Origin of the sequence: Streptomyces sp. NPDC006739, from assembly GCF_042869815.1 — a bacterium.
Lineage (GTDB): Bacteria > Actinomycetota > Actinomycetes > Streptomycetales > Streptomycetaceae > Streptomyces.
On the sequence record NZ_JBIAGM010000021.1, the window covers coordinates 25,769 to 45,276 of the forward strand.

General features: G+C 71.6%; 19 protein-coding genes. 10 read left to right on the forward strand and 9 right to left on the reverse strand.

The window, feature by feature from the left end; genetic code table 11:
- Positions 1–69 precede the first annotated feature (69 nt).
- Positions 70–1,428: a helix-turn-helix domain-containing protein gene (locus ACFYMM_RS32725; RefSeq protein WP_388393235.1), complete on the forward strand. Its 1,359-nt coding sequence runs from the start codon at positions 70–72 to the stop codon at positions 1,426–1,428.
- Between the two features lie 45 nt (positions 1,429–1,473).
- On the opposite strand, the gene ACFYMM_RS32730 is transcribed toward ACFYMM_RS32725, so the two are convergent.
- On the reverse strand, positions 1,474–1,962 hold the full coding sequence (locus ACFYMM_RS32730; RefSeq protein ID WP_388393237.1) for a MarR family winged helix-turn-helix transcriptional regulator: 489 nt from the start codon (positions 1,960–1,962) through the stop codon (positions 1,474–1,476).
- Positions 1,963–2,010: 48 nt separating this feature from the next.
- Between ACFYMM_RS32730 and ACFYMM_RS32735 the strand changes: the two genes are divergently transcribed.
- Positions 2,011–3,021 (forward strand): alpha/beta hydrolase, encoded by a 1,011-nt coding sequence (locus tag ACFYMM_RS32735; RefSeq protein ID WP_388393239.1) that lies wholly within the window; start codon positions 2,011–2,013, stop codon positions 3,019–3,021.
- A gap of 30 nt (positions 3,022–3,051) precedes the next feature.
- Here the strand turns inward: ACFYMM_RS32735 and ACFYMM_RS32740 are convergent, their stop codons facing one another.
- The 3 genes from ACFYMM_RS32740 to ACFYMM_RS32750 form a co-directional block, all read right to left on the reverse strand.
- Complete coding sequence (locus ACFYMM_RS32740; RefSeq protein ID WP_388393242.1) at positions 3,052–3,936, reverse strand: hypothetical protein; 885 nt, start codon at positions 3,934–3,936, stop codon at positions 3,052–3,054.
- Between the two features lie 79 nt (positions 3,937–4,015).
- Positions 4,016–4,372 carry a peptidase inhibitor family I36 protein gene (locus ACFYMM_RS32745; RefSeq protein WP_388393245.1) on the reverse strand — a complete coding sequence of 119 codons (357 nt, stop codon included), beginning with the start codon at positions 4,370–4,372 and terminating at the stop codon, positions 4,016–4,018.
- A 167-nt stretch (positions 4,373–4,539) separates the two neighbouring features.
- A complete protein-coding gene (locus ACFYMM_RS32750) occupies positions 4,540–5,031 on the reverse strand; it encodes a MarR family winged helix-turn-helix transcriptional regulator (protein ID WP_388393247.1) in 492 nt (163 codons plus the stop codon).
- A gap of 101 nt (positions 5,032–5,132) precedes the next feature.
- Here ACFYMM_RS32750 and ACFYMM_RS32755 point away from each other — a divergent pair, with 101 nt between their 5' ends.
- The 7 genes from ACFYMM_RS32755 to ACFYMM_RS32785 all read left to right on the forward strand — a co-directional run bounded on the left by ACFYMM_RS32755 (position 5,133) and on the right by ACFYMM_RS32785 (position 13,464).
- Complete coding sequence (locus tag ACFYMM_RS32755) at positions 5,133–5,519, forward strand: HGxxPAAW family protein (protein WP_388393250.1); 387 nt, start codon at positions 5,133–5,135, stop codon at positions 5,517–5,519.
- 10 nt (positions 5,520–5,529) lie between these two features.
- Entirely contained in the window at positions 5,530–6,411 is an 882-nt protein-coding gene (locus ACFYMM_RS32760) for a DUF2797 domain-containing protein (RefSeq protein WP_388393253.1), read from the forward strand.
- 107 nt (positions 6,412–6,518) lie between these two features.
- Positions 6,519–7,259, forward strand: coding sequence for a response regulator transcription factor (locus ACFYMM_RS32765; protein WP_388393256.1), 741 nt, complete (start codon positions 6,519–6,521; stop codon positions 7,257–7,259).
- A complete protein-coding gene (locus tag ACFYMM_RS32770; protein WP_388393259.1) occupies positions 7,256–8,869 on the forward strand; it encodes an ATP-binding protein in 1,614 nt (537 codons plus the stop codon). Before ACFYMM_RS32765 ends, ACFYMM_RS32770 begins: the two co-directional genes overlap by 4 nt.
- A gap of 14 nt (positions 8,870–8,883) precedes the next feature.
- Positions 8,884–10,347 (forward strand): glycosyltransferase, encoded by a 1,464-nt coding sequence (locus ACFYMM_RS32775; RefSeq protein ID WP_388393262.1) that lies wholly within the window; start codon positions 8,884–8,886, stop codon positions 10,345–10,347.
- Positions 10,344–12,605 (forward strand): glycosyltransferase family 39 protein, encoded by a 2,262-nt coding sequence (locus tag ACFYMM_RS32780; protein WP_388393264.1) that lies wholly within the window; start codon positions 10,344–10,346, stop codon positions 12,603–12,605. Before ACFYMM_RS32775 ends, ACFYMM_RS32780 begins: the two co-directional genes overlap by 4 nt.
- A gap of 97 nt (positions 12,606–12,702) precedes the next feature.
- The gene (locus ACFYMM_RS32785; protein WP_388393267.1) at positions 12,703–13,464 is read left to right on the forward strand and encodes a TetR/AcrR family transcriptional regulator; all 762 of its coding nucleotides are present in this window, start codon (positions 12,703–12,705) and stop codon (positions 13,462–13,464) included.
- Positions 13,465–13,469: 5 nt separating this feature from the next.
- Here the strand turns inward: ACFYMM_RS32785 and ACFYMM_RS32790 are convergent, their stop codons facing one another.
- The 4 genes from ACFYMM_RS32790 to ACFYMM_RS32805 form a co-directional block, all read right to left on the reverse strand.
- Positions 13,470–13,943 carry a PPOX class F420-dependent oxidoreductase gene (locus ACFYMM_RS32790; RefSeq protein WP_388393269.1) on the reverse strand — a complete coding sequence of 158 codons (474 nt, stop codon included), beginning with the start codon at positions 13,941–13,943 and terminating at the stop codon, positions 13,470–13,472.
- A 49-nt stretch (positions 13,944–13,992) separates the two neighbouring features.
- The gene (locus ACFYMM_RS32795) at positions 13,993–14,814 is read right to left on the reverse strand and encodes a YceI family protein (RefSeq protein ID WP_388393270.1); all 822 of its coding nucleotides are present in this window, start codon (positions 14,812–14,814) and stop codon (positions 13,993–13,995) included.
- 113 nt (positions 14,815–14,927) lie between these two features.
- Positions 14,928–17,459 carry an MFS transporter gene (locus tag ACFYMM_RS32800; RefSeq protein WP_388393271.1) on the reverse strand — a complete coding sequence of 844 codons (2,532 nt, stop codon included), beginning with the start codon at positions 17,457–17,459 and terminating at the stop codon, positions 14,928–14,930.
- A 13-nt stretch (positions 17,460–17,472) separates the two neighbouring features.
- Positions 17,473–17,976, reverse strand: coding sequence for a MarR family winged helix-turn-helix transcriptional regulator (locus ACFYMM_RS32805; RefSeq protein WP_388393273.1), 504 nt, complete (start codon positions 17,974–17,976; stop codon positions 17,473–17,475).
- 192 nt (positions 17,977–18,168) lie between these two features.
- Here ACFYMM_RS32805 and ACFYMM_RS32810 point away from each other — a divergent pair, with 192 nt between their 5' ends.
- Positions 18,169–18,366 carry a hypothetical protein gene (locus tag ACFYMM_RS32810; RefSeq protein ID WP_388393277.1) on the forward strand — a complete coding sequence of 66 codons (198 nt, stop codon included), beginning with the start codon at positions 18,169–18,171 and terminating at the stop codon, positions 18,364–18,366.
- A 224-nt stretch (positions 18,367–18,590) separates the two neighbouring features.
- Here the strand turns inward: ACFYMM_RS32810 and ACFYMM_RS32815 are convergent, their stop codons facing one another.
- Positions 18,591–19,502, reverse strand: a complete 912-nt coding sequence (locus ACFYMM_RS32815; protein WP_388393280.1) for an RNA polymerase sigma factor SigF — start codon at positions 19,500–19,502, stop codon at positions 18,591–18,593.
- Positions 19,503–19,508: the final 6 nt, after the last annotated feature.

Below are 19,508 nucleotides of genomic sequence, written 5' to 3' on the forward strand. Positions count from 1 at the left end.
GCGCTCTGAACAGGGAGAACACAGGGGCCCTGGAACGCGGGACTGGGACATGAGGGGACGGGGAAACGGGTGCCAGGGGCAACGGGGACCGACGGAACAGAGGCGTTCGCGCGGCTGCTGCGGGAACTCAAGGACCGCTCGGGACTGAGCTACGGGACGCTGGCCAAGCGGCTGCACATGAGCACGTCCACGCTGCACCGCTACTGCAACGGCACCGCGGTGCCCGTCGAGTACGCACCGGTGGAGCGCCTCGCAAGGGTCTGCCGGGCGACGCCGGACGAGCTGGTGGAGTTGCACCGGCGCTGGATCCTGGCGGACGCGGCACGGGGGAGCAAGGCGGATCAGGCCACCGCGACGGCTTCCGTTCGGCAAGCGGTCGAGCCGGGCCCGTCGGCCGCGCCGGGGGAGGAGGACGGCGAGAGCGGTGTGCCCGACGTCGCCGACCTGCCGCGCGACACCGCGTCGGCACCTCGTCGTCGCCGTACCGTGCTGATCGCCACCGCCGCGGTGGTCGCCGTGCTGGGAGCCGTCGTGCTCATCGCGCCGTTCGGCGACGGAAAGGGCGCCGGGAGCGAACGGGCCGCCGGTGACACCGGCACGATCACCGGTACGTCGGACACCTCCGACCCGTCCGAGTCCCCCTCCCCGAGCGCGAAGGGGAACAAGCCGACTTCGCCCGCCTCCGCCACCGCCGGGTCCGACGACGCCGGGTCCGACGACGCCGGGTCCGACGACGCCGGGCCGGGCGCTTCGCGGAACGGCGGCAAGCAGGGCGGCGCCCCGCGCACCGACGGCGCTGCCACCAGCGACGCCGCGGGCGGCTCCACCGGCAGTGCCCCCCTCACGGTCGGCACCCGGCCCTACGTCTACGACAGCCCGTGCAGCCAGCACTTCCTCGTGGACAGCGGGCCCGCGCAGGTCGGCCCGCCGGCGAACGAGCCGGACGCCCCGCGCTGGGCCGCCGCGTACGGGGCGGTGTCCTCGGGCGAGCAGGAGGTCGGCCTCACCGTGCAGGGCACCGGTCAGGAAACCGTCGTCCTGGAGGCGTTGCACGTACGGGTCCTCACCAAGGGCGCGCCGCTCGCCTGGAACGACTACTCCATGGGCGTCGGCTGCGGCGGTGGCGTCGGAACCAAGTCGTTCGACATCGACCTCGACAACGGCAGTCCCACGGTCACCGTGAAGAACGGGCAGCGCGACTTCCCGTACAAGGTCAGCGAGTCCGACCCGGAGGTCTTCTACGTCATCGCCCACACCAACGCCCACGACGTCCGCTGGGACCTCACCCTGGAATGGTCCAGCGGCAGCCGCCGGGGCACCGTCCACATCGACAACGACGGCACGGCGTTCCGCACCAGCGCCGGCGCGGGCCGTCCGGGTTACGACTATCCGCTGGGCGGCGGCGAGTGGATCGCGCGGAACGGCTGACCGGACCCGTACCCGCAGGCACGCGGGCACTGACATCGAGTGGTGTCAGCCCGTGGGGGTGCCGATCTCGTCGTGTTCCAGCGTGCAGCGCAGCTGCGAAAGCGCCTGTGCGGTGGCCGCCATCTGGGACGGCTGGAGGGTGCCCCCGATCAGTTCCGCCAGCCGCTCGGCGAAGGTGGTCTCCGCCGCGTCGACCAGTTCCGCGCCCTCCTCGGTCAGAGCCAGCAGTGACGACCTGCGGTCCGAGGGGTTGGGCTGCCGGACGACATGTCCCTGCTTCTCCAGGCGGTCGATGCCCTTGCTGGTGGCGCCGACCCCGATGGCGAACTCCGCGGCGAGGTCGGCCACCCGCGCCCCGGGGTGGTCGCGGAGGTGGCGCAGGAACTCGAACTGGGACGTGACGATCCCGTGCCGCTCGCGGAGGCGGTCGTTGAGGGCGTTGTAGAGGCGGGTCTCGCATCGGACCAGGTCAGCGAAGAGGTCCGGGAGGTCGATCGGGCCCTCGGGCGTTCCGCCGGACGATGTATATGCCATGGCATATAGTGTAGCGGAAGCTACTTTTCACGAGGGGCGGGCACAGGCATGAGCAGGGAACAGCGCGCGAGGATCGACGCGGCGATGCGGCGGCCCCGGCCGGAGGGGCCGCGGCCGGTCGAGGCGATCCGGGCCGGGTTCAGGGCGTTGATGGCCGAAATGATCGTCCCGGACGGCATCCGCACCACGGCGGTGGTGCTCGGTGGCCGCCCCGCACTGGCCGTCGAGCCGCTTGAGCCGGCCGAGCCGCTTGAGCCGGCCGAGCCGGTCACACCCTCGCGTTCCGGATCGAATGCCGGATCGAATGCCGGAACGCATGCCGGAACGATCCTCTACTTCCACGGCGGGTCCTACGTGTTCGGTTCGCCCGAGACCGCGCTGTCGCTGACGGGCAACCTCGTGGTCAGGACCGGGTTCAGGGCCTTCTCGCTGGACTACCGGCTCGCCCCCGAACACCCGTTCCCGGCGGCGATCGAGGACGCGCTGGGCGCCTACCGCGCACTTCTCGACGGCGGCGCCGACCCGGCCGCCATCGTGTTCGCCGGGGACTCCGCCGGTGGTGGCCTCACCGTCACGACCTGCCTCGCCGCCCGCGCCGCGGGCCTGCCCCTGCCCGCCGCGATCGTGGCGTTCTCCCCCGGGCTCGACGCCACGAGGACGGGGGAGAGCATGGACACCAAGGTGGGCATCGATCCGTTCTTCACGCGCGAGACGCTCAGCCACACGGGAGCCATGTACCTCGCCGGACAGGACCCGCGTCAGCCGCTGCTCAGCCCGGCTCTCCTCGCCGACCCGGCCGGCTTCCCGCCGATGCTCCTGCAGGTGGGAACCAACGAGGTGCTCCTGGACGACTCCACGCGCATGGCCGCACGGGCCAGGGCGGCCGGGGTGGACGTCATCCTCGACGTCACCGCCGACGTGCCGCACGTCTTCCAGTGCTTCGCAGGCGTCCTCGACGAGGCCGACGAGGCACTGGACCGTGCGGCCCTCTTCATCGCGCAGCGCCTCCGCACCCAGCGCCTCCGCACGCCGGACAGGGCCCCCGTGGCGGCCGGGTGATGGCCGGCGGTCCGGGCTCGGCCGGCGGCCTCAGGCCGTGCCCCCGCGTACGACCGCGTCCGCCCGCTTGACGATCTCGGCCTTCCGGGCCTTCAGTACCGCGAGCTTGCTCTTGTCGTGGTCGATCAGGGCGTGCTGGTATCCCGTCTCGACGGTGGACCAGACGGCGACGAAGCCCACCTTTTGCTTGCACCTGACGTCGGCCTTCGCGACGGATTTCTCGTCGGGGCCGAGCGTGGGTCCGGAGAACTTGGAGTCGTTGATTGCCGCCATCGGGTCCGGGTAGGAGTAACCGGAGTTCTTCATGCACGACGACCAGCGCCGGCTCGCCTCCTGGACCGCGGGATCCTTCTTCGACGCGACATAGCTGCTCATGTTCAGTTTCTGCACAAGGTTGAATTCCTGTGCGTCTTCCGTGGAGAGTTTCCGGGCGGCCTCACCGGCGCATCCGCCCTTCGGCACGCTGACCCCGTTGCTCACGGTGACAGTGCCGTCGAGCAACTGCTTTTCCTTCCGTGAGTACGTGTCCGGAGTCACCGGTTTCTCGAAGAGGTGATAACCGGATCGTGCCGCCTCGGCCGCGTCGGCCAGTCCGTAGCGCCGCTCGTTGTCGTACTGCGGGCCGGGGACCTTGTCCTCGGCCCGCACGGGAAGATCGACGCCGAAACGGCGCATACAGCTTTTGAGCAGGACCACCCGTGCCCGGTCGATGACCAGAATGTCCTTGTTCAGGATGCGGTAATCGTCCAGCGGCAGTGTCAAATGCTTGGGGTCGACCGGTGCCCCGGTCGCGGCGACGGACTGCTTCGCCGCCTCGCTTCCGTCCGCATCCGCGGAACAGCCGGAAAGTGCAGGCAGGAGGAGGGCCGCAGCCCCCACGGAGGCGCACGCCAGGGAGATTTCGCTTTTACGCATGTCTCGCAATTCTTGTACGACGGAGGGCGGCGCCCCGTGACTCGACCGCCGAGCACGGGACGCCGCCCACGAAGCACTTCTACTGGAAGAGGCGAAGCGACGCGTTGTTGTTCTTCGTCTTCACCAGATTGCGCCACGAAGACGGGGCGACGTCGTCGTAGACGCCCGCGTAGTTCGAGTTGTAGTACACGCGCATGGTGAACGAGTAGGTGTCGTTCGCCGCCGAAGCCGCGTTGTTCTTCACCGGCACACCGTCTCCGGCGCCACCGTCGGCGAAGACGTCACCGTCGAAGTTCGGGGTGCTGGCCGAATAGGCGTGAACGGCGCCGCCCCGGTTCGAGTTGTAGAAGAAGCAGCTGCCGGAACCGCCGGGGCAGTAGCTGGTGGCGGACGCGGGGATGGCGGCGCTCAGGGATATGCCGGCCGCGACAGCCATTGCGGATATGGCCCCAATAGCCCTCACTGATACCTCCGTGACAATAATCGGCGATTTTTCTGGTGCTGATCAGCCGGAGTGATCATATGGCGGCGCAAAGCTGACGGCAAGAAAGATTCCCAAGGCGCCTCGGCTGCTTTCTCCTGTTTCGCCGATTTGTGTGCCGTTCAGCACTCGTCTTCCGGGTCGTTCCTGTTCATTTTCTCCAGGTACTCGTGGGCCAGGGCGGTCGCGCGGGTGAACCAGTCCGTGAGGACGGCCAGCTCCTCGGGGGAGTAGTCGGCGAACAGGGCGTTCAGCCGCTTGTGGTGGCCCGCGTAGACGGCCTGGACGCGGGTGACGGCGTCCGGAACCGCGGCGACGCGGACGCGACGGCGGTCGGCGGGGTCGGGGCGGCGGCTGACGTATCCGGCGCGTTCGAGGCGGTTGAGGATGCCGGTCACCGCGCCCGTGGTGACATGCGCGCGGGCGGCGAGGTCACCGGCCGTCAGCAGGTCGTCCCCGGCCTCCAGGACGAAGGCGAAGCAGGTCAGGTCGGTGACGTTCAGGCCCAGACGGCGGGCCAGCTCCTGCTGGCCGATCAGATGGGCGGCGATCAGGTGGTCCATCCCCGCCAGCGCCTCGGCCGGGGTGGCGGGTGGTCGCGGCGGGCCGTGCATCTTTCGCGAACCCCTTAGAGCGTGAGAGATTTGGTCGCTAAATTTCTTCCGTCGTGAGAAGTCTAGGCCTCTCAAGCTGCCTACAAGGGGAAGGCGGGTACGTGAGCGCGCATCTGTACGACGAGGGTCACACCATCGCCGGGTGGACGGGGTTCGGGATCGCGACCGTCGGAAGCGGCCTGGTGGGACTGGGGGTGTGTACGGCCTCGGTCGTGGCCGTCGTCGGCGGGCTGGCGGTGGTCGCCGGCGGGGCCCTGGTCACCTGGGTCCTGCACCTCTCCGGCTGGGGCAAGCCGCCCGGGGTGCGGCCCCATGGGCAGTGGGGGATGCGGGTGCGCGACACGGCGGCCCGCGACGGTCACTCCGGCTGCGTCAGCTGCCGGTTGGCGGGCCGGGGACGGACGCGTACGACGGCCGTCGCGCCGGCCGCGCCGGCCGTGGGGGAGGGTGAGCCGGTGCTCGGGGCCGATGTCAGACCCTCCGCCTAGTCTCTGAGTGATGGCGCGGACGTGGAAGTGCTCGGGACTGCGGTGGTCGCCGGACGGCCCTGTGCTCGTGTGGGACGGCGGGCGCCGGAGTCCGCTGGGGTGGGGGAAACGCGTGGCCTTCGGGGTCGCGGAAGGGGGCGTGCGGGAGTGTGTGGGGGCGCGGGGGCATCCGTGCCCGGTGCGGGCGGTGGTGCCGGGGCGGAGCACGGGGGCGCGGTGCGAGGAGTGTGCGCGGCTGGACCGGGCGCACTCCGTGGCCGCGGATACGATCGCCGACGATCCACGGCCGTACCACGTCTATCTGGCGTGGTTCGGGCCCGGCATGGTGAAGGTCGGGATCACGGCTCTGGAGCGGGGGCCGGCGCGGCTGCTGGAGCAGGGTGCCGTCTGTTTCAGCTGGCTCGGGACCGGTCCGCTGATGGCCGCCCGGCGCACCGAGGAGCTGCTGCGGGCCGCGCTGCGGGTGCCGGACCGGATCCCGTACGCCGCCAAGCGGGCGGTGCGGTCCGCGCTGCCGGGGACACCGGGCGAACGGGCGGCGGAGATCAGGGAACTGCACGCGCGGGCTGTCGTACTGGACGCGTGGCCCGAGTCGTTGACCCGGGAGCCCTGCCGACCGGTCGACCACGCACGGGCGTTCGGGCTGGAAGACCTGCCGACGGCTGTCGGGGAGGTCGCCGAGCTGGGGCCGGGCGGGGCGGCGTGCGGGGAGCTGGTCGCGGCGGCCGGGCCCGATCTCCATCTGGCGGTCGCCGGGCGTGGGGTCGTCGTCCTGGACACGCGGCTGATGACGGGGTGGGAGCTGTCGCCGGCCGTGGCGGAGCGGGAAGGACTCACCCTGCCGGTGCGAGAGTTCGGGGAGCCGGCGGGCGTGCAGGACGGGCTGTTCTGAAGGGAGCGGCGTTCCCAGGAGCTGCCTGAGAGACGCCTGTGCGTTTCTCAGGAAAAACACAGACTGCGGAAAGCGTCTTCTCAGAGGGCCCCGACAGGGTGTCCACCATGACCACGACCTCGCCCCAGGGGCGCACCGAACTGCTGAGGCCGGACGGGAGCCCCGTCCGAGTGCTTGTGGTGGATGACGAGCAGTCGATCACCGAACTGCTGAGCATGGCCCTTCGCTACGAGGGCTGGCAGATCAGGAGCGCGGGGGACGGACAGGGCGCCGTCCAGACCGCGCGGGAGTTCCGGCCCGACGCCGTCGTCCTCGACATGATGCTGCCCGACATGGACGGTCTGGCCGTGCTCGGGCGGCTGCGCCGCGAACTGCCGGACGTGCCCGTGCTGTTCCTGACCGCCAAGGACGCGGTCGAGGACCGTATCGCCGGGCTCACGGCGGGCGGCGACGACTATGTCACCAAGCCGTTCAGCCTTGAGGAGGTCGTCGCCCGGCTGCGCGGGCTCATCCGGCGCTCCGGCGCCGCCGACCGGCGCTCCGACTCCGTGCTGGTCGTCGGGGACCTCACCCTGGACGAGGACAGCCACGAGGTCTCGCGGGCCGGGGACAACATCCATCTCACCGCCACCGAGTTCGAGCTGCTGCGGTTCCTCATGCGCAACCCGCGGCGCGTGCTCAGCAAGGCGCAGATCCTGGACCGGGTCTGGTCCTACGACTTCGGCGGCCAGGCCAACGTCGTCGAGCTGTACATCTCCTACCTGCGACGCAAGATAGACGCCGGCCGGGAGCCGATGATCCACACCCGGCGCGGGGCGGGTTACCTGATCAAGCCCGCCGTGTCATGAGCGGGCGACGACGGCCGCGTCCGCGGAAGCGGGCGGGTACGCCGCGCACCCTGCGGACGCGGCTCGTCGTCGCGTCGGTGGTGCTGATCGCCGTGGTGTGCGCGGTGATCGGCACGGTGACGACGCTGGCGCTCAGGACGCACCTGTACGGCCAGTTGGACGGGCAGTTGCACGAGGCCACCGCGCGCGCGTCGGGCATCCACGTGCCTCCTGGCCCGGGCAGGGACGGCGGCACGCCCGGTCAGAGCGACCAGCAGGGCCAGAACCGCAAGGCGATCGATCCCAGCGAGTTCGTCATCCACGGCCCCGGCCAGCCCAGCGGCACGGTCGCGGCCACGGTCGTGGGCGGCTACGTCACCGACGGCAAGCTCGGCAAGAAGTCGGACTCCAGCTTCGGGATGAACGCCGAGGACCTCACCGGCGCGCAGAAGACCGCACTCGGTCAGGCCTCCCGGGACGGCCAGGGGCACACCGTGGATCTCCCGGGACTGGGCACGTACCGGGTTGAGTACATGGGTGGCTATTACGTCGGCTTCCCCACCAAGGAGACCGACGGCAACATCAACACCCTCATCCTCGTCGAGGTCAGCGTCACCGCCGCCGGCCTGGCCGCCGCCGTGCTCGCCGGGTACGTCCTCGTCGGCGTGGCCACCCGCCCTCTGCGCAAGGTCGCCGCCACCGCCACCCGCGTCTCCGAACTCCCCCTGCACACCGGCGAGGTGAACCTCAGCGAGCGCGTCCCCGAGGCGGAGACCGACCCGCACACCGAGGTCGGCCAGGTCGGGGCCGCGCTCAACCGGATGCTCGACCATGTGCACGGCGCCCTGCACGCCCGCCAGCAGAGCGAGACGCGGGTACGGCAGTTCGTCGCCGACGCCAGCCATGAGCTGCGGACCCCGCTCGCCTCCATCCGCGGCTACGCCGAGCTGACCCGGCGCGGCAGGGAACAGGTCGGGCCCGACACCCGGCACGCGCTGGGCCGTATCGAGTCCGAGGCGGGCCGGATGACCCTGCTCGTCGAGGACCTGCTGCTGCTCGCCCGGCTGGACGCGGGACGGCCCCTGCAGTTCGAGCAGACCGACCTCATCCCCCTCGTCGTCGACACCATCAGCGACTCCCGCGCGGCCGGCATGGACCACAACTGGCGCCTCGACCTCCCGGACGAACCCGCCCTGGTGTCGGCCGACGCGGCGCGGATCCAGCAGGTGCTGGTCAACCTGCTGGGCAACGCCCGCAAACACACCCCGCCCGGTACGACCATCACCGCGCGCGTGCGGCGGAGCGGCCCGTGGATGTGCGTGGACGTCGAGGACAACGGCCAGGGCATCCAGCCCGACCTGCTGCCGCACGTCTTCGAGCGGTTCGCGCGGGGCGACTCGGCGCGCTCGCGGTCCACCGGATCCACCGGCCTCGGCCTCGCCATCGTGCAGGCCGTCGCCACCGCGCACGGCGGCGCCGTCACCGTGGACAGCGTTCCAGGGCGGACCGTGTTCACCGTGCACCTGCCCGCGCTCGGCCCGGCCGTGCCCCGGCCCGCCCCGGAAACCAACTGGCAGTCGCACTCACAGGCACAGCACAGTGCCACCACATCGGCGCGACAGGGCGCCTGACGAAAGTCGGTTCCATGCGAACCGACTCTTCTCCCGGCACCCTGCCGGCGCGGGAGCACCTCCCGGCCGGAAACGCCGGTACGCCTGTCCTGGACGTAGTGATCCCCGTCTACAACGAGGAGAAGGACCTCCAGCCATGTGTGCTCAGACTGCACGAGCACCTCGAGCGCACCTTCCCCTACGCGTTCCGGATCACGATCGCGGACAACGCGTCCACGGACACGACCCCGCAGGTGGCGGCGCGGCTGGCGGCGGAGGTCCCGGAGGTCACCAGCGTCCGCCTGGAGCAGAAGGGCCGCGGGCGCGCCCTGCGGACGGTGTGGTCCGCCTCCCGGGCGCCGGTCCTCGCGTACATGGACGTCGACCTGTCCACCGACCTCAACGCGCTGCTGCCGCTGGTGGCGCCGCTCATCTCCGGCCACTCGGACCTGGCGATCGGCTCCCGGCTCGCCCACTCCTCCCGCGTCGTGCGCGGTCCCAAGCGTGAGCTCATCAGCCGGGCGTACAACCTGATCCTGCGCGGCTCGCTGCAGGCCCGCTTCTCGGACGCGCAGTGCGGCTTCAAGGCGATCCGGCGGGATGTCGCCGAGGTGCTGCTGCCGCTGGTCGAGGACACCGGCTGGTTCTTCGACACGGAGATGCTGGTGCTCGCCGAGCGGGCCGGCCTGCGCATCCACGAGGTGCCGGTCGACTGGGTCGACGACCCGGACTCCACCGTGCACATCGTGAGGACGGCCACCGAGGACCTCAAGGGCGTCTGGCGGGTGGGCAGGGCCCTGGCCACCGGTTCGCTGCCGCTGGACCGGGTCGCCCGGCCGTTCGGCGACGACCCGCGCGACCGCGAGATCCAGGACGTGCCCAAGGGGCTGGCCCGCCAACTGGTCGGGTTCTGCGTCGTGGGCGGCCTCTCCACCCTCTTCTACCTCCTCCTCTACAGCGTCTTCCGGCAGTTCTCCGGCTCCCAGATCGCCAACGCGCTCGCGCTGCTCGTCTCCGCCGTCGTCAACACGGCGGCCAACCGCCGGCTGACCTTCGGGGTGCGCGGCCGGGGCGGTGCCGTACGGCATCAGGCGCAGGGTCTGGTCGTCTTCGGTATCGGCCTCGCGCTGACCAGCGGCTCGCTCGCCGCGCTGAACGCGGCCGGCGCCGGGCCCGCGCACTCCACCGAACTGGCGGTGCTGATCGCCGCCAACCTCGCCGCGACGGTCCTGCGCTTCCTGCTCTTCCGCGCCTGGGTCTTCCCGGACCACGGTGAGGCCGGCGCCGCCGAGCCGGTGGGGGAGACCGTCTGCGCCATCCCGGCGCAGCCAGGCCCGTACGCGCCGCTCCCGCAGCGCCCGGCCCCGCGGACGCCGACGACCACCACCACGACCACCCAGATCCGCGCCGGTGAGGCCGCGGACGGCACCTGGAGGGACGCGACGATGCGGCTGCAGCCGGCGCGTTCCCACGACACCGACCCGGGGGACCCCCGATGACCACCCACTACGACCGGACGACGACCCAGCAGGGCGGCACCCTCGCCTGGGGCCCGCCCCCGACGGCCCCGCCTTCGGCCGATCCGCACTCCCCCGCCGCCCCGGCCCCGGAGAACGGCGAACCCAAACAGCCGTTCGTGCGGCGACTGTGGCGCGGCCGGCCCGAGGACCCGCGCTGGGCCCGCCCCGCCCTCCTCGGCCTGCTGGCCCTCACCCTCGTGACGTACCTGTACGACCTGAGTGCCTCCGGTTACGCCAACTCCTTCTACTCGGCGGCCGTGCAGGCGGGCGGCACGTCGTGGAAGGCGTTCTTCTTCGGATCGCTGGACGCGGGCAACGCCATCACCGTCGACAAGCCCTCCGCGTTCATGTGGCCGATGGAGCTGTCGGTCAGGATCTTCGGCCTGAACTCGTGGGCGATCCTGACGCCCGAGGTCCTCATGGGCGTCGGCACGGTCGCCGTGGTCCATGCCTCCGTGCGCCGCCGGTTCGGCCCCGCGGCCGGTCTGATCGCGGGCGCGGTGCTCGCGCTCACCCCGGTCGCGGCGCTGATGTTCCGCTTCAACAACCCGGACGCGCTGCTGGCCCTGCTGATGGCGCTGGCCTGCTCCTTCGTCGTACGGGCCGTGGAGGACGGGCGGACCCGGTGGCTGGTGTGGGCGGGCGCCGCGATCGGCTTCGCGTTCCTCGCCAAGACCCTCCAGGCCTTCCTGATCCTGCCGCCGCTGGCGATCGTCTACGCCGTCTGCGGCCCGGTGAGGCTGCGCAGGCGCCTGGCGCAGCTGGGGCTCGCGACCGTCGCGCTGGTGGTGTCGGGCGGCTGGTGGGTGGCGATCGTCGAGCTGTGGCCGGCCTCCTCCCGCCCCTACATCGGCGGCTCGCAGAACAACAGCTTCCTCGAACTGACCTTCGGCTACAACGGCCTCGGCCGCATCAGCGGCGACGAGACCGGCAGCGTGGGCGGCGGTGGCGGGAACGGCACCGGCCGCTGGGGCGCCACCGGCTGGAACCGGATGTTCAACTCCCAGATCGGCGGCCAGATCTCCTGGCTGCTCCCGGCCGCGCTGATCCTGCTGGCCGCCGGCCTGTGGGCGACGCGCAGGGCCCGCCGTACGTCGGCCACCCGCGCCTCGTTCCTGGTCTGGGGCGGCTCGCTGCTGATCACCATGGTGGTCTTCAGCTACATGGCCGGCATCTTCCACCAGTACTACACCGTGGCCCTCGCCCCGTACATCGCGGCCGTCGTCGGCATGGGCGCCGGACTGCTGTGGGAGAAGCGGGACGAACTGTGGGCGTCGATCACCCTGGCCGGCTCCGTGGTGGCCGCCTCGGCCTGGGGCTACGTCCTGCTCAACCGCACCTCCACCTATCTGCCCTGGCTGAAGTGGCTGGTCCTGTTCGGCGGGCCGGCCGCCGCGCTCGGTCTGGTCTTCGCGGGCCGGATCTCCCGGCGGCTCGCCCTGGGGGCGGCGGCCGTGGGTCTGGTGGCGGCGCTGGCCGGTCCGACCGCGTACACGCTCAGCACGGTGGACTCCGCGCACACCGGCTCCATCCCGACGGCCGGTCCGGCGGGCGCGAGCATGATGGGCTTCGGCGGGGGCGGCCCCGGCGGCAAGGGCGGCGGCATGCGCGGCGCCTTCGGCGGCGGCATGCCAGGGCAGAACCAGGGCCAGAACCAGGGGCAGGGCCAGAACCAGGGGCAGGACCAGAACCAGGGCCAGAACCAGGGGCAGGGCCAGAACCAGGGCCGGCAGCAGAACGGCAACGGCTTCCCCGGCGCCGGAAACGGCGGCACCGGCGGCTTCGGCGGCGGCATGCCGGGCGGGAGCCGGCAGAACGGCAACGGCCTCCCCGGCGGCCGGACCGGCGGGGGCGGCGGTGGCGTGGGCGGTCTGCTCAACGGCGCCGAGGTCAGCTCCGCGGCCGGGAAACTGCTGGAGACGGACGCGGGCCGGTACACGTGGGTGGCCGCCTCCATCGGCTCCCAGAACGCCGCCAGCTACCAACTGGCCACCGGGGAGCCGGTGATGGCGATCGGCGGCTTCAACGGCACCGACCCGTCCCCGACCCTGGCCCAGTTCAAGAAGTACGTGGCCGACGGGAAGATCCACTACTTCATCGCCGGCGGCGGCATGGGCGGGGGCATGGGCGGCGGCAACAGCGGCACGGCGTCCCAGATCACCGCATGGGTGGAGAGCACCTTCAAGAAGGTGACGGTCGGCACGGCCACCTTCTACGACCTGACCCGGAAAGGCTGACGGGAAAGCCGCCCAGCGGGTGGACGTGCCCTGACAGCACAGGTGGTTCCAGCCCTAGCATCTTCAAGAGGGGGCCGGAGTCATGGAAGGTGCGCCGATGGGCAAGGCAGCCGAACGGCCGGCACGGTCCAGCGTGTGGCTGGCGGGCAGGACGCGCCGGGGCGGCCGTGCGGGCCGGCAGCCCTCGGGGCTGGACCGGGAGCGGATCACCGGGGCGACCGTACGGCTGCTGGACGCCGAGGGGCCGGCGAAGTTCTCCATGCGCAGGCTCGCGGCGGAGCTGAACGTCACCGCGATGTCCGTGTACTGGTACGTCGACACCAAGGACGACCTGCTCGAACTCGCCCTCGACGCGGCCTTCGGCGAGCTGCGGACGCCGGCGGAGGGCGAGGGCGAGGAGGACTGGCGGGACCGGCTGCGGGCGCTGGCCGGCGAGTACCGGCAGCTGCTGGTGCGCCATCCGTGGCTGTCCCCGCTGACCGGGCGCTATCTCAACATCGGTCCCAACGCCCTCGTCTTCGCCCGCGCGGTGCAGCACACCATCCGCCGCACCGGGCTGCCCGCGCACCGGGTGACGGGGGCGATCTCGGCCGTCTTCCAGTTCGTGTACGGCTACGGCACGATCCAGGGCCATTTCCTCGCCCGGGCCGAGGACGCCGGGGTGAGCGCGGACGACTACTTCCGGCAGGCCATGAGCGCGGCCTCCGAGTCGCCGGAGGCCGCCGAGATCGTCGAGGAGGCCAGGGAGAACATGGCGGCCCGGGGCGGTGACACGGTCGCGGAGATGATGGACCGGGACTTCGCCTTCGCCCTGGACCTCCTGGTGGCCGGCATCGAGGCGATGGTCACCCGGGGCTGACGGTGTCAGCCCTCCTGCTCGGACAGCCGCGCCGGGAAGCCACCGGTCGCCACCGGGCCCCAGCGCTCGGGCGTGACCCGGATGATCGACTTGCCCTGCTTGACCATCGCCTCCCGGTATTCGTCCCAGTCGGGGTGTTCACCGGCGATGTTGCGGTAGTACTCGACGAGCGGTTCCACGGAGTCGGGCGTGTCGATGACCTCCGCCGTGCCGTCGATCTGGACCCAGGGCCCGTTCCAGTCGTCGCTCAGCACGATCAGGCTCACCCGGGGGTCCCGCTTGGCGTTGCGGGTCTTGGCGCGCTCCGGGTAGGTGGAGACCACGATCCGCCCCGAGTCGTCGACCCCGCAGGTCAGCGGCGAGCCCTGGGGGCTGCCGTCGGCACGGCGGGTGAGCAGGATGGCGCGGTGCCGGGGCCGTACGAAGTCCAGCAGGTCGTCCCGCGAGACGGCGGTGTTGGTCGCGATGTTCGGTGCCATGGCCTCAGCCTAGGGGCAGGGGGCGCCGGTGTGGCTGACCCTGGCGTGCCTACGCCTGCGGCAGCGACTCGCCCTGCACCGCCTGGATGTCCAGTTCCACCTTGAGGGTCGTACCGACGGCGGCGATGCCCGCCTGGACCACCTGGTTGTAGTTCATGGCGAAGTCCTCGCGGTGCAGTTCGGCCGTCGCCCGGAACGCCGCCCGCGTGCCGCCCCAGGGGTCGGCGCCGGTGCCGAGGTAGGCGAGGTCGAGGTCGACGGGGCGGACGACCCCGCGCATGGTGAGTTCGCCGTGAACCGTCCAGCGGTCCGAGCCGGCCGCCGTGACGCCCGTGGAGCGGTAGGTGATCTCCGGGTGCCGTTCGACGTCCAGGAAGTCCGCCGAGCGCAGGTGGGTGTCGCGCATGGTGTTGCCGGTGTCGACGGAGGCGGCCCGGATGACCGCCTGGACCCGGGACTTGGTGACGTCGTCGGGGGCGATCTCGATGCCGCCGGCGAACTCCGTGAACCGGCCGTGCACGCTGGAGATCCCCAGGTGCTGGGCGACGGCGGCGACGGAGGAGTGCACCGGGTCGATCGTCCAGGGGCCGGGCGGCGGCAGTTCGGTGCCGCCCTGCCGGGCCAGCGTCAGCGTGCCCACCTCGGCCCGGCCGCTGGCGGTGACGAGCGCGCTGGCGGCGGCGGGCGCGTACCCGACGGCCGTGACGATCACCGTGTACGCCCCCGGGGCCAGCTCGGTGGTGTCGCGCACGGCTCCCTCCGCGTCCGCCTCGGCGCGCAGCACCTGGGCGCCCGTCATGTCGGTCACGGTGACGACCGCGTGCGACACGGCCCATCCGTCCCGGGTGCGAATCCTCGCGGTCAGTCCCATCCCGTTCTCTTCCTTCTCAAGTACTGGAAACGCTTACAAATTGACCGTATGAGACCGGCCCGTGGCGGGCGCCCTGGAACCGACAGGCGCGCCCGCCACGGGCCGTGGGCCGACTACTCGCCGGGGTGGGCGAGTTGGATGTCGTGGCCGTCGACTCCGGCGCCGGAGACGGTCAGGGCCGTGGCCACCGGCGGGTAGCCCGTCGCGATGACGGTGTACTCGCCGCCGTCCAGGTCGGCGAAGGCGTACGCCCCGTCGTCCCCGGTGGTCGCCGTGCCGACCACGTTGCCCGCCGCGTCCACCAGGGTCACCCGGGCGTCGGCCAGCGGACCGCGCGGGGCGTGTACGACACCCTGGAGCTGGGCGCCGGAGTCGAGGTCGACCTCGATCCGGGTGACGCCGGTGGCGCCGACCTCCACGGGCAGGGCCCGCGGCCGGAACCCGATCGCGTTCACCGCGACGGTCACCACGCCCGGCACCAGTTCGGCGAAGGTGAACTCGCCCTGCTCACCGGTGGCGGCGCTGGCCAGCAGGTCCCCGCGCACATCGGTGACGATCACCATGGCGTCCTTGACCGGCAGCGCGCTGCCGGCCGCCCGCACCACACCGCTCAGCCCGCTGGTGCCGCTGAGCAGGATGTCGTACGACACCGGCTCCTCGCCCACCACGATGGTGGAGGCCTGCGGCTGGTAGCCGTCGGCGGAGGCGATCAGGACGTAGGACCCGGCGCCGGGCGCGTCGAGCCCGTAGGAGCCGTCGGCCTGCGCGACCGAGCGGCCCAGCTGGCGGCCGGCGAGCGAGATCAGGGTGATCGCGGCCTGCGGGACCGGGGCGCTCTCGGCGCCGCGGACGTATCCGTGGACCGGGGTGTCGCCGCCCAGGGAGCCGGGCTCGGCGATCGTGGCGACGGCCGTGGCCAGCCGCCCGGTGCCGTCGGGGGCCGCCTCGGTGGTGGAGGTGGCGGCGGCCCAGCTGGGCACCCGCTCCGCGGCCGGGGAGGCGGCGGGGACGGCGGCCGGGGCCTCGGCGGTGACGTCGGCCGGGGCCGCGCCTTCGGCGGCCTGCGCCAGGGCCCCCTTGGTCCGCAACGGGACCTCCTTGATGAACAGGGTGATCAGGAAGGCGAGGACCGCCAGGCAGCCGGCGATGAAGAAGACGTCGGCGATGCCGTGGCCGTAGGCGCTCTCCATGAGCGTGCGCAGCGGCGCGGGCAGCTTGCCCATGTCCGGGATGCTGTCGGTGGAGCTCGAACCGGCCAGGGCGGCGGCGTACTTGGGGTTCAGGGCGGAGATGCCGTCCTGGACGTAGTGGGTGATCCGGTGGGCCATCACCGCGCCCAGCGCGGAGACGCCGACCGCGCCACCGAGGGAGCGGAAGAAGGTGACCGTGGAGCTGGCCGAGCCGAGGTCGGAGGGAGCCACCTGGTTCTGCGTGGCGAGGACCAGGTTCTGCATCATCATGCCGATGCCGAGACCCAGCAGGGCCATGAAGATGGCCATCTTCCAGTACTCGGTGTCGTAGCGGATGCCGCCGAGCAGCAGCAGCCCGGCAGACACCAGCACGCCACCGCTGACCAGCCAGGCCTTCCAGCGGCCGGTGCGGGTGATGAACTGGCCGGAGACCGTGGAGGAGATGAACAGGCCGCCGATCATCGGGATCGTCATCACGCCGGACATCGTCGGGGACTTGTCGCGGGCCAGCTGGAAGTACTGGCTGAAGAACACCGTGCCGGTGAACATCGCGATGCCGACGAACAGCGAGGCGAGCGAGGCCAGGGTGATGGTGCGGTTGCGGAACAGGCGCAGCGGGATGATCGGTTCGGCGGCCCTTGACTCGACGAACACGAACAGCGCGCCGAGCACGATCGAGCCCGCGACCATCGTGTAGGTCTGCCAGGACAGCCAGTCGTACTTGTCGCCGGCGAAGGTGACCCAGACCAGCAGCAGCGAGACGGCGGCGGAGATCAGGAACGCGCCGCCCCAGTCGACCTTGACGTCACGCTTGACGACGGGCAGGTGGAGGGTCTTCTGCAGCACGATCAGGGCGATGACCGCGAAGGGGACGCCGACGTAGAAGCACCAGCGCCAGCCCAGCCAGGAGGTGTCGGTGATGACACCGCCGAGCAGCGGGCCGCCGACGGTGGCGACGGCGAAGGTGGCGCCGAGGTAGCCGGAGTAACGGCCGCGCTCACGCGGGGAGATCATCGCCGCCATGACGATCTGCGCCAGGGCGGACAGACCGCCGACGCCGATGCCCTGGACGACACGGCAGGCGATCAGCATGCCGGCGTTCTGCGACAGACCGGCGGCGGCCGAGCCCAGCACATAGATGACCAGGGCTATCTGGACGAGCGCCTTCTTGCTGTACAGGTCGGCGAGCTTGCCCCACAGGGGGGTGGCCGCGGTCATGGACAGGAGGGCGGCGGTGACGACCCAGGTGTAGGCGGACTGGCCGCCGCCGAGGTCGCCGATGATGTGCGGCAGGGCGTTGGAGACGATCGTGGACGACAGGATCGCCACGAACATGCCGAGCAGCAGCCCGGACAGGGCCTCCATGATCTGCCGGTGCGTCATCGGGGCGTCGGCGGTGGCGCCGCCCCCGTGCTTGGCGTGAGCCCGCACACCGGCTGGTGTGGTCGTTGCCATGGGCTTCCTTTTCTTACGTGGTCGCGGGTGTACGGGTGGTTGTCTGGGGTTCGGGCGGCGGGAGCCGGGGCGGCAGGGCGCGGCAGTCGTCGAAGCCGGCCCGCAGCCGCGCCATCAGCCGGGTGAGCTGGGTCACGTCCTCCTCGCTCCAGTCGCCGAGGCGCTCGGCGAGCAGGTGCGTGGTCCGGCGGGACAGCTCGGCCAGCAGCAGGTGGCCCTCGGGGGTGAGCCGCAGGATGCGCGAGCGTCTGTCGGCGGGGTCGGGCAGCCGCTCGATCCAGCCGCGTTCGGCGACGTGCGCGACGTGCCGGCTGGTCACCGACATGTCCACGGCGAGCAGCTCGGCGAGCTTGCTCATGCGCATGTCGCCGTGGCGGCCGAGCAGGGTGACGACGGCGGCGGAGCCGCTCGCGCACTCCGAGGGCAGGATGCGGCCCAGTTCGCGCTTGACGGCACCGAAGGCGCCGAGCTGACGGCTCAGCTCCTCGTACTGCTCGTATCGCGCCTGTACGGCCATCCCACACCTCCCGCATTTGTTGCTTAGGGCAACCATAGGACAGTTGGTTGCTGCAGGCAAATAAGAAGGCGGAGGGTGACGCAAAAAGTTGGCAAAGGCAAGTGTCGCGGGGGCACGGGAAGGCGGGACGGCCGAGGGGCCGGGCAGCCCCCCACTTGGGCCCTTCCCCGGGATTCGCTAGTGTCTCGGCCCATGGCTAACACCCAGGGCCCGCAGGGCAACTACGACCCCGCCGGCAGCACCCAGATGTTCCGCGCGTTCGTCGACGAGGCCCCCCAGGGCGGCCGGCAGCAGCAGGCCGCTCCGTCCGGCCCCCGCATCGGTCTGATCGTCGGCGTCGTCCTCGCGGTCGTCGTCGTGGCGGCGGTCGCCTGGCTGGCGCTCATGTAGGTCCGGCCGGCTTCCGGTCCCGCTGTCCGGGACCGCTCACTCCCCTGGACGGTCGCGGCCCACGCCTCGACGTGCGCACGCCGTCCAGGCGGGTTTCTTTCGTGCGCCCGGAACAACCCCCGTCGCGTGCCGGGCGGGACGACGGCAGACGACGGCCGCCGACGCTGCCGTCACCACGGCGCCCCGGCGGCCATGAGTCGATCCGGACGGAACTCCTCGGTACCTCAGTCCGAGATGAGGCCCTCCCGCAGCTGGGACAGGGTGCGGGTGAGCAGCCGCGAGACGTGCATCTGGGAGATGCCGACCTCCTCGCCGATCTGCGACTGGGTCATGTTCGCGAAGAAGCGCAGCATGATGATCCGGCGCTCCCGGGGCGGGAGCTTGGCCAGCAGGGGCTTGAGGGACTCGCGGTACTCCACGCCCTCCAGGGCGGTGTCCTCGTAGCCCAGCCGGTCGGCCAGGGAGCCCTCGCCGCCGTCGTCCTCCGGGGCCGGGGAGTCCAGCGAGGAGGCCGTGTAGGCGTTGCCGACCGCCAGGCCGTCGACCACGTCCTCCTCGGACACGCCCAGTACGGCGGCGAGTTCGGTGACGGTCGGGGAGCGGTCGAGCTTCTGGGAGAGTTCGTCGCTGGCCTTGGTGAGGGCCAGGCGCAGCTCCTGGAGCCGGCGCGGCACCCGCACCGACCACGAGGTGTCGCGGAAGAAGCGCTTGATCTCGCCGACCACCGTCGGCATCGCGAACGTCGGGAACTCCACGCCCCGTTCGCAGTCGAAGCGATCGATCGCCTTGATCAGGCCGATGGTGCCGACCTGGACGATGTCCTCCATCGGCTCGTTGCGGGAGCGGAAGCGGGCCGCCGCGTACCGCACGAGGGGGAGGTTGAGCTCGATCAGGGTGTCCCGGACGTAGGCACGCTCGGGGCTGTCCTCGTCGAGCGCGGCGAGCCGCAGGAACAGGGAGCGGGACAGGGTGCGGGTGTCGAGGGCCTCGGGGGCCGGGGTGGCCGGGGCGGGCGCGGCCGCGAGGGCCGGTACGCCCTCCACGCTGTCGAGCACGTCGAGAGAGTCGAGCGCCTTGGGCGCCGCCTCTTCCTTCGTGGGCGTCAGCACCTTGGAGCTGCCCTGTTCTGCGGACATGCCACC

Excerpts from the sequence above, each read along its gene's own strand:
- ACFYMM_RS32730 (WP_388393237.1), bottom strand. The coding sequence starts at position 1,962 with ATGGCATATACATCGTCCGGCGGAACGCCCGAGGGCCCGATCGACCTC.
- ACFYMM_RS32735 (WP_388393239.1), top strand. The coding sequence starts at position 2,011 with ATGAGCAGGGAACAGCGCGCGAGGATCGACGCGGCGATGCGGCGGCCC.
- ACFYMM_RS32740 (WP_388393242.1), bottom strand. The coding sequence starts at position 3,936 with ATGCGTAAAAGCGAAATCTCCCTGGCGTGCGCCTCCGTGGGGGCTGCG.
- ACFYMM_RS32745 (WP_388393245.1), bottom strand. The coding sequence starts at position 4,372 with ATGGCTGTCGCGGCCGGCATATCCCTGAGCGCCGCCATCCCCGCGTCC.
- ACFYMM_RS32750 (WP_388393247.1), bottom strand. The coding sequence starts at position 5,031 with ATGCACGGCCCGCCGCGACCACCCGCCACCCCGGCCGAGGCGCTGGCG.
- ACFYMM_RS32760 (WP_388393253.1), top strand. The coding sequence starts at position 5,530 with ATGGCGCGGACGTGGAAGTGCTCGGGACTGCGGTGGTCGCCGGACGGC.
- ACFYMM_RS32765 (WP_388393256.1), top strand. The coding sequence starts at position 6,519 with ATGACCACGACCTCGCCCCAGGGGCGCACCGAACTGCTGAGGCCGGAC.
- ACFYMM_RS32770 (WP_388393259.1), top strand. The coding sequence starts at position 7,256 with ATGAGCGGGCGACGACGGCCGCGTCCGCGGAAGCGGGCGGGTACGCCG.
- ACFYMM_RS32775 (WP_388393262.1), top strand. The coding sequence starts at position 8,884 with ATGCGAACCGACTCTTCTCCCGGCACCCTGCCGGCGCGGGAGCACCTC.
- ACFYMM_RS32780 (WP_388393264.1), top strand. The coding sequence starts at position 10,344 with ATGACCACCCACTACGACCGGACGACGACCCAGCAGGGCGGCACCCTC.
- ACFYMM_RS32785 (WP_388393267.1), top strand. The coding sequence starts at position 12,703 with ATGGGCAAGGCAGCCGAACGGCCGGCACGGTCCAGCGTGTGGCTGGCG.
- ACFYMM_RS32790 (WP_388393269.1), bottom strand. The coding sequence starts at position 13,943 with ATGGCACCGAACATCGCGACCAACACCGCCGTCTCGCGGGACGACCTG.
- ACFYMM_RS32795 (WP_388393270.1), bottom strand. The coding sequence starts at position 14,814 with ATGGGACTGACCGCGAGGATTCGCACCCGGGACGGATGGGCCGTGTCG.
- ACFYMM_RS32800 (WP_388393271.1), bottom strand. The coding sequence starts at position 17,459 with ATGGCAACGACCACACCAGCCGGTGTGCGGGCTCACGCCAAGCACGGG.
- ACFYMM_RS32805 (WP_388393273.1), bottom strand. The coding sequence starts at position 17,976 with ATGGCCGTACAGGCGCGATACGAGCAGTACGAGGAGCTGAGCCGTCAG.
- ACFYMM_RS32810 (WP_388393277.1), top strand. The coding sequence starts at position 18,169 with ATGGCTAACACCCAGGGCCCGCAGGGCAACTACGACCCCGCCGGCAGC.
- ACFYMM_RS32815 (WP_388393280.1), bottom strand. The coding sequence starts at position 19,502 with ATGTCCGCAGAACAGGGCAGCTCCAAGGTGCTGACGCCCACGAAGGAA.